Annotated in this window: 16 protein-coding genes; 11 read left to right on the plus strand and 5 right to left on the minus strand. The window is 39.1% G+C overall.

Annotated elements, in window-relative coordinates; translation table 11 throughout:
• Positions 1-71 precede the first annotated feature (71 nt).
• Genes KF820_01570 through KF820_01605 form a run of 8 tightly spaced genes read left to right on the plus strand, consistent with a single transcriptional unit; the run spans position 72 to position 5,150 of the window.
• Positions 72-2,375: a phage tail tape measure protein gene (locus KF820_01570; GenBank protein MBX3457036.1), complete on the plus strand. Its 2,304-nt coding sequence runs from the start codon at positions 72-74 to the stop codon at positions 2,373-2,375.
• Complete coding sequence (locus tag KF820_01575) at positions 2,372-2,752, plus strand: phage tail protein (GenBank protein MBX3457037.1); 381 nt, start codon at positions 2,372-2,374, stop codon at positions 2,750-2,752. The genes KF820_01570 and KF820_01575 overlap by 4 nt, the downstream gene beginning before the upstream one ends.
• On the plus strand, positions 2,752-2,958 hold the full coding sequence (locus tag KF820_01580) for a tail protein X (protein ID MBX3457038.1): 207 nt from the start codon (positions 2,752-2,754) through the stop codon (positions 2,956-2,958). Before KF820_01575 ends, KF820_01580 begins: the two co-directional genes overlap by 1 nt.
• Position 2,959: 1 nt before the next feature.
• Entirely contained in the window at positions 2,960-3,949 is a 990-nt protein-coding gene (locus KF820_01585) for a hypothetical protein (protein ID MBX3457039.1), read from the plus strand.
• Entirely contained in the window at positions 3,939-4,202 is a 264-nt protein-coding gene (locus KF820_01590; protein MBX3457040.1) for a hypothetical protein, read from the plus strand. Before KF820_01585 ends, KF820_01590 begins: the two co-directional genes overlap by 11 nt.
• Positions 4,192-4,704 carry a hypothetical protein gene (locus tag KF820_01595; protein MBX3457041.1) on the plus strand — a complete coding sequence of 171 codons (513 nt, stop codon included), beginning with the start codon at positions 4,192-4,194 and terminating at the stop codon, positions 4,702-4,704. The genes KF820_01590 and KF820_01595 overlap by 11 nt, the downstream gene beginning before the upstream one ends.
• 20 nt (positions 4,705-4,724) lie before the next feature.
• On the plus strand, positions 4,725-4,916 hold the full coding sequence (locus KF820_01600; GenBank protein MBX3457042.1) for a hypothetical protein: 192 nt from the start codon (positions 4,725-4,727) through the stop codon (positions 4,914-4,916).
• Positions 4,917-4,919: 3 nt separating this feature from the next.
• Positions 4,920-5,150: a hypothetical protein gene (locus KF820_01605; GenBank protein ID MBX3457043.1), complete on the plus strand. Its 231-nt coding sequence runs from the start codon at positions 4,920-4,922 to the stop codon at positions 5,148-5,150.
• A 142-nt stretch (positions 5,151-5,292) separates the two neighbouring features.
• Here the strand turns inward: KF820_01605 and KF820_01610 are convergent, their stop codons facing one another.
• Both KF820_01610 and KF820_01615 read right to left on the minus strand, forming a co-directional pair.
• Positions 5,293-5,859, minus strand: a complete 567-nt coding sequence (locus KF820_01610; protein MBX3457044.1) for a hypothetical protein — start codon at positions 5,857-5,859, stop codon at positions 5,293-5,295.
• 11 nt (positions 5,860-5,870) lie between these two features.
• Positions 5,871-6,167 carry a metal-sensitive transcriptional regulator gene (locus KF820_01615; protein MBX3457045.1) on the minus strand — a complete coding sequence of 99 codons (297 nt, stop codon included), beginning with the start codon at positions 6,165-6,167 and terminating at the stop codon, positions 5,871-5,873.
• Between the two features lie 233 nt (positions 6,168-6,400).
• Between KF820_01615 and KF820_01620 the strand changes: the two genes are divergently transcribed.
• Together KF820_01620 and KF820_01625 are read left to right on the plus strand one after the other, a co-directional pair.
• Positions 6,401-8,803, plus strand: a complete 2,403-nt coding sequence (locus KF820_01620; GenBank protein MBX3457046.1) for a multicopper oxidase domain-containing protein — start codon at positions 6,401-6,403, stop codon at positions 8,801-8,803.
• A 16-nt stretch (positions 8,804-8,819) separates the two neighbouring features.
• Positions 8,820-9,404: a DUF2231 domain-containing protein gene (locus tag KF820_01625; GenBank protein MBX3457047.1), complete on the plus strand. Its 585-nt coding sequence runs from the start codon at positions 8,820-8,822 to the stop codon at positions 9,402-9,404.
• A 357-nt stretch (positions 9,405-9,761) separates the two neighbouring features.
• Here KF820_01625 and KF820_01630 read toward each other — a convergent pair whose 3' ends face one another.
• The 3 genes from KF820_01630 to KF820_01640 are packed head-to-tail and all read right to left on the minus strand — an operon-like array spanning position 9,762 to position 15,151.
• Entirely contained in the window at positions 9,762-10,646 is an 885-nt protein-coding gene (locus tag KF820_01630; GenBank protein ID MBX3457048.1) for a cation transporter, read from the minus strand.
• A 53-nt stretch (positions 10,647-10,699) separates the two neighbouring features.
• The gene (locus tag KF820_01635) at positions 10,700-13,918 is read right to left on the minus strand and encodes a CusA/CzcA family heavy metal efflux RND transporter (protein ID MBX3457049.1); all 3,219 of its coding nucleotides are present in this window, start codon (positions 13,916-13,918) and stop codon (positions 10,700-10,702) included.
• A gap of 12 nt (positions 13,919-13,930) precedes the next feature.
• Entirely contained in the window at positions 13,931-15,151 is a 1,221-nt protein-coding gene (locus KF820_01640) for an efflux RND transporter periplasmic adaptor subunit (GenBank protein ID MBX3457050.1), read from the minus strand.
• Between the two features lie 431 nt (positions 15,152-15,582).
• Here KF820_01640 and KF820_01645 point away from each other — a divergent pair, with 431 nt between their 5' ends.
• On the plus strand, positions 15,583-15,822 hold the full coding sequence (locus KF820_01645) for a GIY-YIG nuclease family protein (protein MBX3457051.1): 240 nt from the start codon (positions 15,583-15,585) through the stop codon (positions 15,820-15,822).
• The last annotated feature ends 181 nt before the right edge of the window (positions 15,823-16,003 follow it).

The raw sequence follows: 16,003 nt of genomic DNA on the forward strand, positions 1-16,003 counted from the left end.
GGTGAATTTTTAGAGATGGAGATAGAGGAGTTTATCTTATGGCTTAACAGTGCAAGGGAGTTACAAAAAATATGACCGCCATTCATACCTTATCCGTTGTTATAGGCGCTGCCCTAAAGGGAAATTTTGGGGCCACTATGGCTCAGGGCGCATCCCAACTTAATCGTCTTGGTCAAGCCATCAAGCAACTTGAATCTTCAGGTAAAACAGTAGGTAAATTCCAGCAATTACAGCGCGATACCTTACTTGCTAAACGCGCTTGGATGGAAGCAGAAAACCAAGTTAAATCTCTTGCTGTGCAAATGGCAGCTACCACCAATCCAAGCAAAGCTTTGGTCACAGAATTTGAACGATCTAAAATAGCAGCCCTTAAGGCTAAAACGGCCTATCTTCAAAAACGTGAAGCTCTTCATAATCTTGATAATGAGATTCGAAAATCCGGCCAAGATATTCAGAGTCTCATTTCTCAGCAAACAAAATTAGGCGCATCCCTGCAAAAACTTAAAGGTCATTATGTTGCCCTTGATCGGATTATGCAGAAACGTCAAGGCGTATTAGCTCAGCGTGCTAATTTGCGTGGTCAGTTGTTCGATGCAGTTGCACTTGGAGCTGCTCTTGGTGCACCAATTAAAGCTGCAATCGATTTTGAAAGCGCCATGGCCGATGTGCGTAAAGTTGTAAATTTCGATACTCCAGATGGCCTTCAAAAATTAGGCGAAACCCTAAAAATCATGTCACGGGAGATCCCACTATCGGCTGCTGGACTTGCACAGATTGCTGCAAGCGGTGGGCAACTGGGTATCGCTGCTAAAGATTTAGCGGGCTTCACTAATGTTGTGGCGAAGATGGCTACTGCTTTTGATATGTCAGCAGAAGAAGCTGGTGATGCTATGGCAAAATTAGCCAACGTTTATCAAATCCCCATCACCGAGATGACCAAACTGGGTGATGCCATTAATTACCTCTCTGATAACACTGCGGCCAAAGCCAAAGATATGGTGCCAGCGCTCAATCGCATTGGTGGTACGGCACGTCAGTTTGGTTTGACCCCTATACAAGCCAGCGCTCTGGCGGGCTCTTTTATCAGTCTTGGTAAAGCCCCTGAAAAAGCCGGAACCGCCATTAATGCAATGCTGAGTAAACTGCAAACCGCTGGTAAACAGGGAAAAAAATTCCAAGAAGCTTTGAGCCAAATGGGGATAAGCGCCAAACAACTTGAAAAGGATATCGGCCAAGATGCCCAAGGGGCTTTAATTAAGTTCCTTGAAGCCATGGAGAAAATGGATAAACAAACACGCTCAGGCATTTTGTTCGATCTCTTTGGAATGGAGTATCAAGATGACGTGGCCTTGCTGGTGGGAAGCCTCAATGAATACAAAAAAGTGGTGAGCATGATTAACGATGAAACCAAATTTGCAGGCTCCATGCAGCGTGAATTTGCCAATCGTGCCAATACCACAGCCAATAATTTACAGCTCCTTAAAAATGGACTTGCAGAAGTCGGCATGAATCTGGGCTCTGTGATTTTGCCGCCCCTCAATGCCCTGGTCAAGGTGCTGCGCACCGCAACCACTCAAATGGCTGGCTTTGCTGAACAGCATCCCATTTTAACCAAGTTGATTATGGGTGTAACAGCCGCATTGATTGGCGGGAAAATAGCAGCCATTACCCTTGGCTATGCATGGACTTTTATTCAAGGCGGTGCATTGGCACTTGCGACAGCTTGGCGTGCTCTTTTAATTACTATCACGCTTGTTAAAGCGGGGTTTATCGGCATTAATAGTGCTTCTCTAATTACGGCAGTGCGCATGGGAGCTCTTGCTTTTGGTGGCGCGCTTCAAGCCCTTGGTGCTTCATTCATGGCTTTAGCTTCCAGGGTCTTTCCAGCAGTCATTGCAGGTTTTCGTGCTTTAACGGTTGCCATGATGAGTAACCCTGTTGGCGCTATTGTCAGCGGAATAGCCATTGCGGCAACCTTGGTAATTACGAATTGGGAGAGTGTCAAAAGTTTCTTCATGACCATTTGGGAGCCTATTAAGCCTGTATGGGAAGCCTTTGGCAATTGGCTCAATAGCTTTTGGGAGAAAATCAAAAAGCCATTTAAAGCGGTGGGTGGTTTTTGGAAGAAAATGTGGGGCAAAAAAGAAGTACCAGAGATCCCCGTTCCTGCTATGCAACCAGTCAGTGATGCGCTTAAACAACCCCTACCACTTGCACAAAAAACCGTTGAAAACAAAACACAAAATAACAGTTACAACATCAATGTCCAAGCTTCACCCAATCAAAATTCAAAAGAAGTCGCTGATGAAGTGATGCGTCGCTTGAAGGCGCAATCGCGTGGAGCCTTATATGATCCTGTGGGGGCATTACCATGATGCTTGCCCTTGGACCTTATCGGTTCTCATTAAACACCAGTGCCTATCAAAGTTTAAAGCGCAGCAGCGAATATCGTTGGCCTTCTATTGAGCGCATTGGCAAAGAACCTTTGCTTCAAGCGATTGGAGCAGGCTCAGACCGTATTGATTTAGATGGTGTGATTTATCCACATTTTCGCGGAGGCTTGGGGCAAATCAATGCTATGCGTGATTCCGCTCAAAGACAAGAACCCCTTATGTTAATTAATGGCCAAGGAAATGTTCTGGGTCGTTTTGTCATTACTCAAATTGAAGAATCACAAAATACGTTTTTAGCGGACGGCGCTCCTCGAAAAATTGAATTTAGATTGAGTCTTGAACGATATGGTGAAGAATGATGACACGCTACCGCACCAAAGAAAACGATATGCTCGATTGGATCTGCTGGAAGCATTATGGTTTTCAATCTGGTGCTGTTGAAATTGTTTTAACGGCCAATCCAGAACTTGCTGAATGGGGTAGTTTTTTACCTGCGGGTCTTTTGATTAATTTACCCGAAATCCAAAAATCTTCCAAAAAACCAATGATTAAATTATGGGATTAAGATGACGCCAGATTTTAATCTTTGGGTAGAAGGGCAAATGATTACGGGATTGATTAGGAATCGCTTAGTTTCTATTCGCATCACCGATGAAGCCGGTATTACCAGTGACACCGTTGAAATTTGCCTAGATGATCGTGACTCCTTGCTTGAGTTGCCAAGAACGGGCGCAAAACTTCAAGTGTCTATTGGCTATCAGGAAACGGGTTTAGTGTCCATGGGCGTTTATATCGTCGATGAAATCACACTTGAAGGATCGCCTCAAACGATGAAAATCAAGGGGCATGCTGCCGATCTCAAAGCATCCCTTAAATCCCAAAAAATTGATGAATGGCACCAAAAAACAATCGGTGACTTGGTTAATAGCATTGCTTCTAAACATGGTTATCAACCGCGTGTTGCATCACAATTTTCTAGCATAAAACTGCCACATATTGATCAAACGGCAGAAAGTGATATGCACTTACTAACTCGGTTAGCTCAACTACATGGCGCTATTGCCAAACCCGCCAATGGATTTTTGTTATTTGTACCCGAAGGTAAAGCTAAATCCTTCACAGGACAATTAATTGGTGGTGGCACCTTAAGTCTTGATGAAATTTCAAGTTGGCGTGTGACTTTTGCTGAGCGCGATCAACATAACTCAGTTGCTTCCTATTGGCATGATCCTGATAAAGCCGAGCCCGTAGAAGAAAAAGCTGGTGATGGCGATCCCGTTCATACCATGCGCGGCGTCTATCCCAATTCAGGATTAGCCAAGGCTGCGGCAGAAGCAAAACTCGAAAGGCTGACACGTGGAACACAAACTCTGAATATAACCCTTGCTGGTCGTCCGGAGTTAGTAGCCGAATCCAAAATATATTTATCAGGATTTCGGCCAGGGATTCCAAGCGACTGGGTTATAACCCGTGCTGAGCATACATTGGATAGCAGTGGCTACACCACCACCATTGAGGCTTCGCGCGATTTTAAAGGAGAAACGGATGACGAATAACCCAAAAAGCTTTGGCCTTTCAAAATGGCGCGTTGATCGCAAAGTACCTATTGGCATCGTAATAGCGATGATTTTACAAACTTTAACCGCTATTTGGTGGGCAGCCAAACTTGATACACGGGTGGTGATGCAGGAGGAATGGTTTCAAAAAAACCAGCAGCTTGCAGAAAAAGTCTTTCGGCTGGAAGAGCGGATTATCGCCCTTCATGAAGAAATCAATGAATTGGAGGCAAGAATTACCCATGGCAAATAAACCTAAAATACTTACTGATGAACGTTTTGAATATGCCGTTAATTTTGTTTTGTCGCATGAAGGTGGATACAGTGATGATCCCGATGATGATGGTGGCGAAACCAAATTTGGGATTTCAAAACGCAGTTATCCTCATGTTGATGTAGATGCTTTGACAGTCGAGCAAGCAAAAAACATTTACAAACGCGATTTCTGGGATACCCAGCTTTACAAAGATATCAAAGACATCAATCTTGCGACCAAAGTTTTCGATCTGGCTGTAAATATGGGATCAAGCTGGGCACATCGATTGATACAACGTGCGTTAAAATCCACCGGACAAAATATCGCTGAAGATGGTGTGTTAGGCCCAATCACTTTAACTGCCATTAACAAAGCTGATCTAACGGATTTGCTTGCAGCCTTAAAATCAGAAGCCGCCGGATATTACCGAACACTCGCAGCCACTCAACCTAGAAAAGCTAAATTTCTTAAGGGCTGGCTGAAACGAGCTTATGCATAAACTTAAACAGGAGACAAAAAATGAAAGCAGGCATTAAAACCACTGAATTTTGGGCAACACTTCTTGGTACTATCATTGTTGCAGGAACAGCAGAGCTGGGATTAACGCTTAATGAAGCATCCGTAGCCAGTATTGCGGCCATGGTCATTACCTACGTTGTAGGGCGCGTGATGAATAAAAACACGCAGGCCAAAATTGATCAGAAGTCTTGAGCGATGACGCCCCTTTGGCTATCCGCACTGATTGCAGCTATTCGCGAATTCAGCCAAACTTTTTTAGCTTATATGCTTGGCCAGGAACGGTTGAAACGTGAACAAGCAGAGGAAAAATTAACTCTCCATGAAACCTATGAAAAACTGGATGAACAAAATAAACCTTATCATGATCGGGGTAAGTCTGGTCTGCTTGAGCGGCTGCGCAAGCGTAGGGATGCAGAACCAAAGTAGCTGCCCAACTTATCGCCATTATACCAAAGAAGAATGGCAGAAGATCGAGCAGTCCGTGACTGAGTTGCCAGAACAAAGCCCGCTGATCCCAGCGCTGCAAGACTACATAGATTTGCTGGATAAACTTAAAGTTTGTGCAAATCTATAGGAAGGAAATTAATTTATATGCGGCCATGATGCCCATACCAAAATTTTCAAGGACACTGACTGTGCTTAAAGGAACGTTTAATATGGTCCCGAGGCATGCACATTTAATTTTTTGTCCTGATAATATACTTTTTAATACACCTACGCCACTAATCAGCATTATAACTAACGTTATTACGTTAACTACAAAAAGATTAAATTGAGCTAGATAAGCGCCGCCGAGTGAAAATTCAATAAATGGATAGAAGTAACCATATCCTCGAATACGCTTAGTAATGAGATCGTAAGTTGAAAAACCTTCAACAAATCCTTTCAAGTCCAAAAACTTAAACAATGATAAAAAAATGAAGAAATATCCCATAAAATTATACATAAATGTTTGAGCATCAAAAGGACGTAATTGAAAAAGTGGCAGTAAAAAACAAAAAATTACTATGATAATTAAAGGCTTGTAAGTATTGAGAGTATCTAAAAATTTCTGAATAGAAGCATTTTGTTGTGCTTTTTTGCTGTCACGAAATAACTCTTTTTTATGACTATGGTGATCGTGTGAATGTTCCATAAATTACCTTGTTAATTGAATCTTTTAATAATAAGCCTGATTTCTTCTAATGTTTGCTTCTTCTGTTTTTTGTCTTGAGTTTCAAAGGCATGTAAAGCGCAGTGAGAAAGATGATTATCGAATATTAGAATTTCTAAATTTCTAAGTGCCGAACGAGTAGCGTGTAGCTGTGTGAGAATATCAGGACAATAACGCTCTTCTTGTATCATTTTCTTAATACCTTCTATTTGCCCTGCAATTCTATTGAGCCGTTGCAGAAGCTTTTCATAGGAAGGTTTTTTATAATTACTGTTGCCTTGAGTAACCATAATTTTACTTTTAGTTTATAATATGTTATATTAAATAATATACCCCGCAGGGGTATATGTCAACTAAAATAACACACATTTGATTCCTTTGTGAATCGAAATATCTTAGCCAAGCCAAAGAGCGATTGACAAGTATAACTTTATGTTTTTCAATATTAAGGAGGGGTATGTATAATTTGAGATAAGCTTGAATTAAATGCTAGACAGATAGCCTCATATACAAGGAGCAAAAAATGGCAAAAAGCTGGGCGCGTTATATGATCATAGTTCTGAGTATTTTAACTTACTCAGCCTCATGCTATGCAAAGGTAATCGAGTATAAGCTAAATGTAAACGAGAAAAAAGTCAATATTTCTGGCAAAGAAGTTGTAGGTTTATCGTTAAACAATTCAATCCCAGGACCTACACTAAAGGCAAAAGTGGGGGATACATTACGAGTAGAAGTGACAAACAATTTAGATATCGACACTTCAATACATTGGCATGGTGTACTTGTTCCAAATAACATGGACGGCGTTCCTTATGTAAATGGCCCTCCTATTAAAGCAGGAAAAACTTTTACATATGAATTTCCTATTAAACATAGTGGAACATATTGGTATCATGCCCATTCTGCATTGCAAGAGCAGCAAGGTGTTTATGGCTCTCTAGTTTTTTATCCTGAGTATGAGGTAAAAGATTACGATGAAGAACATGTGATTGTTTTATCAGACTGGACTGATGAGCATCCTGACCAAGTTTTGGCTAATCTAAAAAAAGACTCGGACTATTATGCCCTTAAAAAAGATTCCGTTCAATCATGGCTCAAAGTTCTCGAAAATGGCCCTGAAGCAATAAAAATTAGAATAAATAATGCATGGACGCGCATGGGCCCTATGGATATGTCAGACATCGGATATGATGCATTTTTGATTAATGGCAAAAAATCCTCCATTCTCAGTCAAGCTAAGCCAGGCACGCGCGTGAAGCTTAGAATCATTAATGCTGCAGCCTCATCATACTTCATTTTTGAGTATTCAGGCGGCCCAATGAAAGTTATTGAATCTGATGGAGTCAAAGTTGAACCTTTTACTGCTCAGAAAATACGAATAGCTATGGCTGAAACCTATGATGTGATTGTGACCGTTCCAGAAAATAAAACGTACGAATTTAGAGCATCAGCAGAAGATGGGACTGGGTATGCTGTAACTCATATTGGTCATGGAGATTTACTTCCTGCATCTACATATCCAAAACCAAATTTGGTTCTCATGGATATGATGGGAGGGATGGGGCATGGTAGTATGGGTGGTCATGACATGAGTAATATGAAAATGCCTATGACAGCAAATAACACGGATAATAGTTCTGTGGATATGCCAGGTATGCCAAAGATGGATCACTCTGCGCACAATAAAGTCCCGAACCAAGAGAGACCTACTTCTAATAAACAAACTTTGCAACCAAAGACTGAAGTCAAAATGAATGACAAGATGCCAGATCATTCTATGCACCAAGGCATGGATATGTCGGCTTCCGCGACAGCTAATACAGATACGAAAGCTGTTAAGGCTAAGAGCCCTCAGCGTGAAATGAATGATATGGGGGGCATGGATCATTCCTCCATGAAAAGCATGAAAGATTCAGGTCATGATGTCATGAAAATGAAAGGTGAGTCTTTAACCAAAAATGATAAACAATTACCACACGTTGATTATTTGAATAATTACAAGCCTGTGAAATCTCCAAATAAAACCACTTTACCGAAAAATCAACCAGTCCGAATAGTAACCTTAAAACTAACTGGATCAATGGAAAGGTATGTTTGGACGATAAACGACACTCCTATGTATGCAGCAGATGAAATTGTCATTAAAAAGGGAGAGAACGTAAAGTTCATTCTCGTCAATGAAACGATGATGAATCACCCTATACATTTACATGGTCACTTTTTCAGAGTTTTGAACGGTCAAGGAGAATACAGCCCTCTCAAACATACTGTGAACGTATCACCATTTGAAACTGTAGAAATTGAATTTGATGCCAATGAAGAAAAAGATTGGATATTTCACTGTCATAATCTTTACCATATGAAGTTAGGAATGGGCGGAGTGATTCATTACGAAGGAACAAAACATGATCCAGCACTTATGGACCACGCAGGAGATCACTCATCAGAACATGGCAATATATTGTTTAGTGCGACCAGATTAGAGGGATATTCTAATTTTGCTAACGCCACAACAAAACTTATGAGAAATAATGATAACTTTATTGCAGATTTTCGACATAACTACAAACAAGATTATGAAGGAGAGTTAATTTATCAAAGATATGTATCGCAATTCTTAGGTTTTTATACTGGGGGTAAATTTGAACGTGAAGAGGGTAAAATTTCCAACCGAGGTATTTTTGGAGCAACATACACGTTACCCCTATTGATAAAAGCTGATTTGCGAATTAACACAAAAGGCAAGTTACGTTTTGGGTTAAGCAATGAACATCAATTAACAGATCGCATGTCGTTTGATTGGCGATGGAATACAGAAAAAGAATATACACTTGGCCTGAGTTACGCAATAACAAAGCAGGTTTATATTTCAGGTAATTATGATTCAAGAGAACGTTTTGGTCTTGGATTGAACATAAGATTTTAATACAGGGAGAGTATTTATGCTGCCAGAAATAATACCAAATTGGCATCCAATTTTTGTTCATTTTACTATTGCTTTGTTTTCAATAGCGACACTTCTAATCTTTGGCAGTTTGTTTATCAAAAATGATTTTCGAACTAAAATCTTAGAAGCTGGTTATATTAATTTATGGCTAGGGTGCTTATTCACATTTGTAACTGTTGCCGCTGGATTTTATGCTTATAACACCGTGGCTCACGATGAGCCCTCGCACGCAGCCATGACTGATCACAGAAATTGGGCACTCGTTACAGCATCTATTTTCCTTATTTTAACCTTTTGGTCTATCAAATTATATCGTGCTGACAAAAAGCAAAATCGATTGTTTGTATTCTGCTTAGTGTTGGCAACTTCATTGCTATCTATCACGGGGTGGAAAGGTGCTGAAGCCGTTTATCGATATGGCTTAGGGGTGATGTCTTTACCAAATACTGATTCTCATCAGCACCAGGAGGGAGGCGCGATGCCAACTGATCATGACAGCAATATGCAGAATTCTACATCCACTCCTGAATCTCACGAAATGCCAAAAAGTGAAAAGTCTGTCAACGGGCACTCTCATTAATAAAGTAAATAATTTTAACCATTCAAAATTTTGGTTACAATTATGTACCCTGGTAAAGTTGTTAAAATGGATAAAAATAGTGCTGGATAAAATCCAAAACCTTTATTTAAAAGAACATAAAAAATATAAAATAGGGGTAAAGTCGGTATCACATACCATAACGTACTCAACGATAAATCAGCGATAATTTTTGTATCTTGAGTGTCGTAATAAATCCATATAAAACTGATGATCGATATTAATGGCAGTGATTTGATCAAACCACCTAGCTGTGCGTTTAATTTACTTACCTCAGTTATAGCAATAATAAGAAGCGCTGTAATTATCGTCTTGATTAAACAAAACAAAATTGATACCTCACGCGCAATTTGTTTCGCAAGCTTCTTCGCGACCTTGTAATTCTAATTGCAAGGTTACGTGTGCAATAGGAAATTTTTGCTTAATTTGTTGTTCAAGATTTTTTGTAAAAGTGTCAGTAAAGGATTCTGTACTCACTACTAAATGAGCCGATAATGCTGTTTCGGTTGTGCTTATTGGCCAGATATGTAAATCATGCATATCAATTAGCCCCCGGAATTGGAAAATTATTGTTCTTAACTTTTCTATATCAATAGATGTTGGAACAGCAAGAAGAATGAGATTGAGAGACTCTTTGAACAACGCCCATGAGCCAGCCAATATTACTGCTGCAATGATCAAACTTATTATTGGGTCTATCCAAAACCAAGACTTCCAAAGAATAAATAAACCAGCAAAAACAACACCTAAAGAGACCAATGCATCTAAAATCATATGCAGAAAGGCGCCCTGAATATTAATATCCTTGTGACGATCATGAAAAAAGAAGAAAGCTGTTATTCCGTTGATCACCACGCCTATAAATGCCACAGCAATTACGGTAGTTGAAGCTACAGGTTGATCAATTCCTAAACGTTGAATTGCTTCCCATATAATTCCGCCTACTGCCACGAACAATAAGATAGCATTGATAAATGCTGCTATAATTGTTGCATTTTTATAACCATAAGTAAATTTTGAAGGAGCTTTTTTATGGGCAAGCCAATACCCGAACCAAGCTATCAATAAACCAAGGACGTCCCCAGCATTATGAGCCGCATCCGCGATAAGAGCTAATGACTGAGATTGTAATCCATAAAATATTTCACTGATAATGAAAATCGAATTTAAAAATATTCCAATTATAAATTTTTTGTTAATGTTATTGTTGTGAGAATGTTTCATGTTTCAATGCCCCCTACTTATAAGGGTAACTCTTGATCAATATTTAGCAAGCATTATGTTGTTTTATGCTTTGAAAATAGCTTATAAAGAACTGGAATGATGAGCATAGTCAACAAAGTTGATGTAATAAGCCCTCCAATAACAACTGTTGCCAAGGGCTTTTGTACTTCCGCTCCCGTGCCGGTTGCAATTGCCATGGGTACAAATCCGAGAGAGGCCACAAGAGCGGTCATAAGCACAGGTCTAAGCCTTGTCAAAGCACCATCTTTGATGGCAATCTCTAGGCTTTCTTTTTTCAGTTTCTCATTAATAGTTGTAACCATTACTAAACCATTTAAAACTGCTATTCCAGAAAGAGCAATAAATCCTACTGCAGCCGAAATTGAAAACGGAATACCGCGTAGCCATAAGCTTAAAATGCCGCCTGTTAAAGCAAGTGGGACAGCAGTAAAAATAAAAAGCGCTCCTTGAACGGAATTGAGAGCAGCAAATAAAAGCATAAAAATCATAAAGAAACATCCTGGAACCACCCAATAGAGTCTCTCTTTTGCTTCCATAAGATTCTTGAACTGCCCACCCCATTCCAACCAATATCCAGCTGGTATTTGGACAGACTGCTTAATAGATGCTTCAGCATTCTTTACAAAAGTTGCGATGTCAGTGCCACGGACATTTGCTTGAACTACAACGCGCCTTTTTCCATTCTCTCTACTGATTTGATTAGGACCATCTGTTATAATAAGTTCCACTACTTCTTTTAGTGGAATGGAAACAACTTTGTCTTTTAAATTACTAGAGATGGTGTCTGTTTCTGAGAATGGTTTTTTAAGAAAGATTGGAAGGTTTTCAAGAAGGGAAAAATCTTCTCTTAGTTCCCCTGAAAGCTTAACGATAATATCATATTTTCTATCTCCTTCAAAAACAACACCTGCTTCACGACCCCCAATAGCAATGCTAATAACATTTAAAACATCATTCACATTAAGTCCAAGACGGGCCATACGGTCACGATTAAGCTTAAAATCTAGAACAGGTAACCCTGTGGTTTGCTCGACCTTAACATCAGCAGCTCCAGGAATTGTTTTTAAAACGCTAGAGATTTGGTTGGCCGTTTTATTCATAATATCAAAATCATCCCCATAAATTTTTACGGCAACATCACTACGAACACCTGCAATCAATTCGTTGAATCGCATTTGAATGGGTTGCGTGAATTCATAATTATTTCCTGGTATAGAGCCAACTGCCTTCTGAATATTCTCAATTAATTCAGACTTTTTAAGCGCTGAATTTGGCCATTCGGATCGCGATTTAAAAATAATAAAAGTATCAGAGACGTTAGGGGGCATAGGATCCGCAGCCATTTCAGCTGTACCCGTCTTTGAAAAAACAAATGAAACTTCTGGGAAGGATGCCACTGTCTTTTCTATTTCAAACTGCATAGCTTGAGAAGTGGTTAGAGAAGTGCTTGGTATGCGCATAGCATGCATAGCTAAATCTTTCTCATCGAGCGTTGGTACAAATTCTTGGCCCAACTGTGAAAAGATTATGATAGAAAAAACAAATGCAGCAATTGTGGATAGCAAGACATTTTTTGGCTTTTCAAGCGCATAATTAAGGCTTTTTTCATAATATTGAGTTACTCGCATCATGAACGAACCTTGAGTTTCCTCATGCCCCGCTTTTACAAAAAGAGCAGCCATAGCAGGAATAAAAGTGATGGATAGAATAAAAGCGCTAATAAGGGCGATGATGACCGTAATGGCCATGGGTTGAAACATTTTTCCCTCAACACCCGTAAACGTTAAAAGCGGGATATAGACTAAGACTAAAATGGCTTGTCCATATAGGGTAGGACGACTCATCTCTTTTGTCGCATCAACCACTTCTTTTAATCTTTCAGCCAAATTAAGAGGGCGTTTTAATGCATGAGATTTCTCATTTAATCTCCTTAAAAAATTTTCAATGATAATGACCGATCCATCTACCAAAAGGCCAAAATCCAAAGCTCCCAAACTCATTAAATTTGCGCTCGTTCGTGTTCCCAGCATACCCATGGACGTCATCAGCATAGTAATAGGTATGACTGATGCAGTGATAAGCGCTGCTCTGAAGTTTTTGAGCATCAAAAATAAAATAACGATAACAAGTAAAGCTCCTTCACTTAAATTTTTGGCAACAGTTCTAACAGTTGCATCAACGAGTTTTGTTCGATTAAGTACTGTTTGTGCATGAATCCCTGGGGGCAATGTCTTAATAATTTCATTAAATTTTTGATCCACAGCATCAGCCACAATTCGGCTATTTGAACCAATTAGCATAAGTGCTGTTCCTACAACAGCATCTGTTCCATTTTCGCTACCACTTCCTGCGCGAAGCTCTTTACCAATTTCTATAGATGATACATCCTTTAGATACACAGGAATGCCGCTTTTTGATGACACAACAATATTTTGAATTTGTTCAATCGTTTCCGTTCTTCCATCTGCACGAACAGTTAAAGATTCGCCATTCTTTTCAATATAACCAGCTCCAAGGCTAAAGTTATTCTTTTCAACAATTTCTTGGATATCTGTAAAACTTAATCCTAAAGCGATTAATTTATAGGGATTAGGCTGCACATGGTACTGTTTTACATAACCACCTATAGAATCTATGCCTGCAACACCAGGAATCGTTTTGAGCTGAGGTTTAATAATCCAATCCTGAATAGTTCTTAAATATCCAGCTTTCTCATAATCTTTTTTCAGAAGGTGGCCTTCAGGTGTTAAATAGCTACCGTCGGATTGGAATCCCGGCTTTCCATCTGTGATTTTAGCTGTTTTGGGATTTTCATATTGTAAAGTCCACATGTATATTTCGCCAAGGCCTGTTGATATAGCCCCCATTTTAGGATCAACATTTGCAGGCAGATTTTCTTTTGCTTCAGTCAATTTTTCGCTGACTTGCTGTCTTGCAAAGTAGATATTAACATCATCATTAAAAATAGCCGTGACTTGAGAAAAACCATTCCGAGATAATGATCGCGTTGATTGAAGACCTGGTATTCCAGCAAGAGCGTTTTCAATAGGAAAGGTGACTTGCTTTTCCATTTCAAAAGGAGAAAATCCAGAAACGCTCGTATTAACCTGAACTTGATTATTCGTAATATCAGGTACAGCATCAATGGGAAGATACTTAAGGCTAACGGCGCCAAATATAGAGATAATAAAAACCAAAAATACAACAAAATAACGTTTTTTTGTCACCCATTGAACGATTTTTTCAAGCATCATTAACCTCTCTCAATGGGAATGTTCAGCTTCACTTTTTGCAAGCTCAGCTTTAAGAAGAAAAGAATTTTTGATAACTACTTTATCTCCTTCGTTTAATCCATCGATAATTTCTATAAATTCACCTTTTTCAGATCCCTTTATGTTAATTAATTTTGCTTCAAAGGAATGTTCATCAGTTTTTACAAATACTACAAATTTTCCATCAATTCGCTGCATAGCTAGACTGGGCAGACTCAGGAGCGCTGAATTTTCATCTATAACCACTTGGGCTTTTATAAAATCTCCTGGATGTAAGGCATGCTTAGGATTGTCCATTTGAATAACAGCGCGCCCCGTTCGAGTTTCTTCATTAATTACGGGACTAACGTACATAATAAGACCAGAACATATGAGCTCCCCCTGGTGAGCAAATACATCTACCTTTTGATCTTTTTTAATTTTTGGTAGCTCTTCTGCAGGAATTGCGAGATTGATCCAAACCGTATCTAGGTTTGCAATCACAAAGACTTGTTTATCGCTAGAAATAAGCTCCCCAAGAGTGATATGACGTTCAATAATTTTTCCATCAATTGGAGACTCAATTGTGTATATATTGAGAGGAGATTCCTGTGTAGAAAGTTTTTGTATCTGTTCCTCCGTCATACTCAGGGCTAAAAGCTTTTGTTTGGCTTGTTCAAGGTTAATTTTAGCATTTTCGTAATTGTTTCGTGTTTGAATAAACTGGACTTCAGCTTTAATTTTTTGTTTCCACAGTTTTTCCTCTCTTTCGAATAAATCTTTTTGTAACCCTAAGTTTTTATAAGCTGAAATGTAAGATGATTTGGCTTCAGCCATATCTCGACTTTGTAGTGTGGCTAGAGCCTCTCCAGGCTTTGTTACTTCTCCTAACCCCTTAAATATTTCTTTCACAATACCAGGTACAGATGCAACCACGTGAGTGATCTTATTTTCATTCAATTCAATTTGTCCAGGAAAGGTAATACGATACTTAAAATGGCTTTTGCTGAGAGTTATTGTTTGAATATCAAACCGTTTAATTTGTTCATTGTTTAGTACAATCACTTTTTTTTCTTCGTGATTATCTTCTTTCTTAGGACTATCACCATGAGCATGATTTTCACTATTTTCATTGACGTCAGGGATCGAGGTTTTTAAGAATACGCTTACTGCAAAGCTTATTAGTACCAATGCTACAATAATAGCAATGGATACCCTCCTTTTATTCATCATATTCAATCCTCAAAATCCAAGATTTAATTCAAGACACCCTTATATAGATATTAGCCTGCTAATTATTAATAATTTATTAATTATTTGCATAAATAACTCAGTCTGTACAATTTATACCATCAAATATTAAGGGTATGTCACGCTGTCGAATTATCAAGTGCTTTACATCGTCACCGTCCAAATAAATGTGTAAATTTTCTAAATAGTGATATAATAACAAATGTAGCTAGGGAAGAAAACATGACTATACCACCCCAGTTTGGAGTTGGTTAGGTTATAGAAAACTGCTCTCCGCCATCCGTCTTCGCTAATTTTGCTTACAGCAAAATTTAGCTTCGACGAGATTAATCGAGTCGAGGCGTGCGAAACGGAATGCCGCGACGTAACTAAATCATTAAGCCTTGCGCAAATGATTTAGTGTAGGCGGGCTTATGTTTTATGTTTATACGCTAAGAAGCATTCTTTCACCAGACAATTATTATGTAGGCATGACGATTGATCTTGAGAAACGCTTACTAGAACATAATTCAGGAAAATCAATCCATACAAACAAATTTCGTCCTTGGGAAATTGTGACTTACACAGCCTTTAAGGAAAAATCAAAAGCTGAAAAATTTGAGATTTACTTAAAATCATCCTCAGGCAGAGCGTTCTCTAAAAAAAGATTCTAACAAAGATTCTACCCTCGATAAAAACAAGAAGTTTGGGTTCGACGACGAGTCCAACAAAGCTTTTGCGTCAATAAATTATATCTCCCACCTCTGTACCACAATGACTCCTAACTAAAAAGTTCCTAGACCTTTCCTGACAATCCAGATAAACTTAAAGCCAAACATAATGTTATTCTGACGG

The sequence above is a fragment of the Candidatus Paracaedibacteraceae bacterium genome, from assembly GCA_019636055.1.
Taxonomy (GTDB): Bacteria; Pseudomonadota; Alphaproteobacteria; order Paracaedibacterales; family Paracaedibacteraceae; genus Paracaedibacter.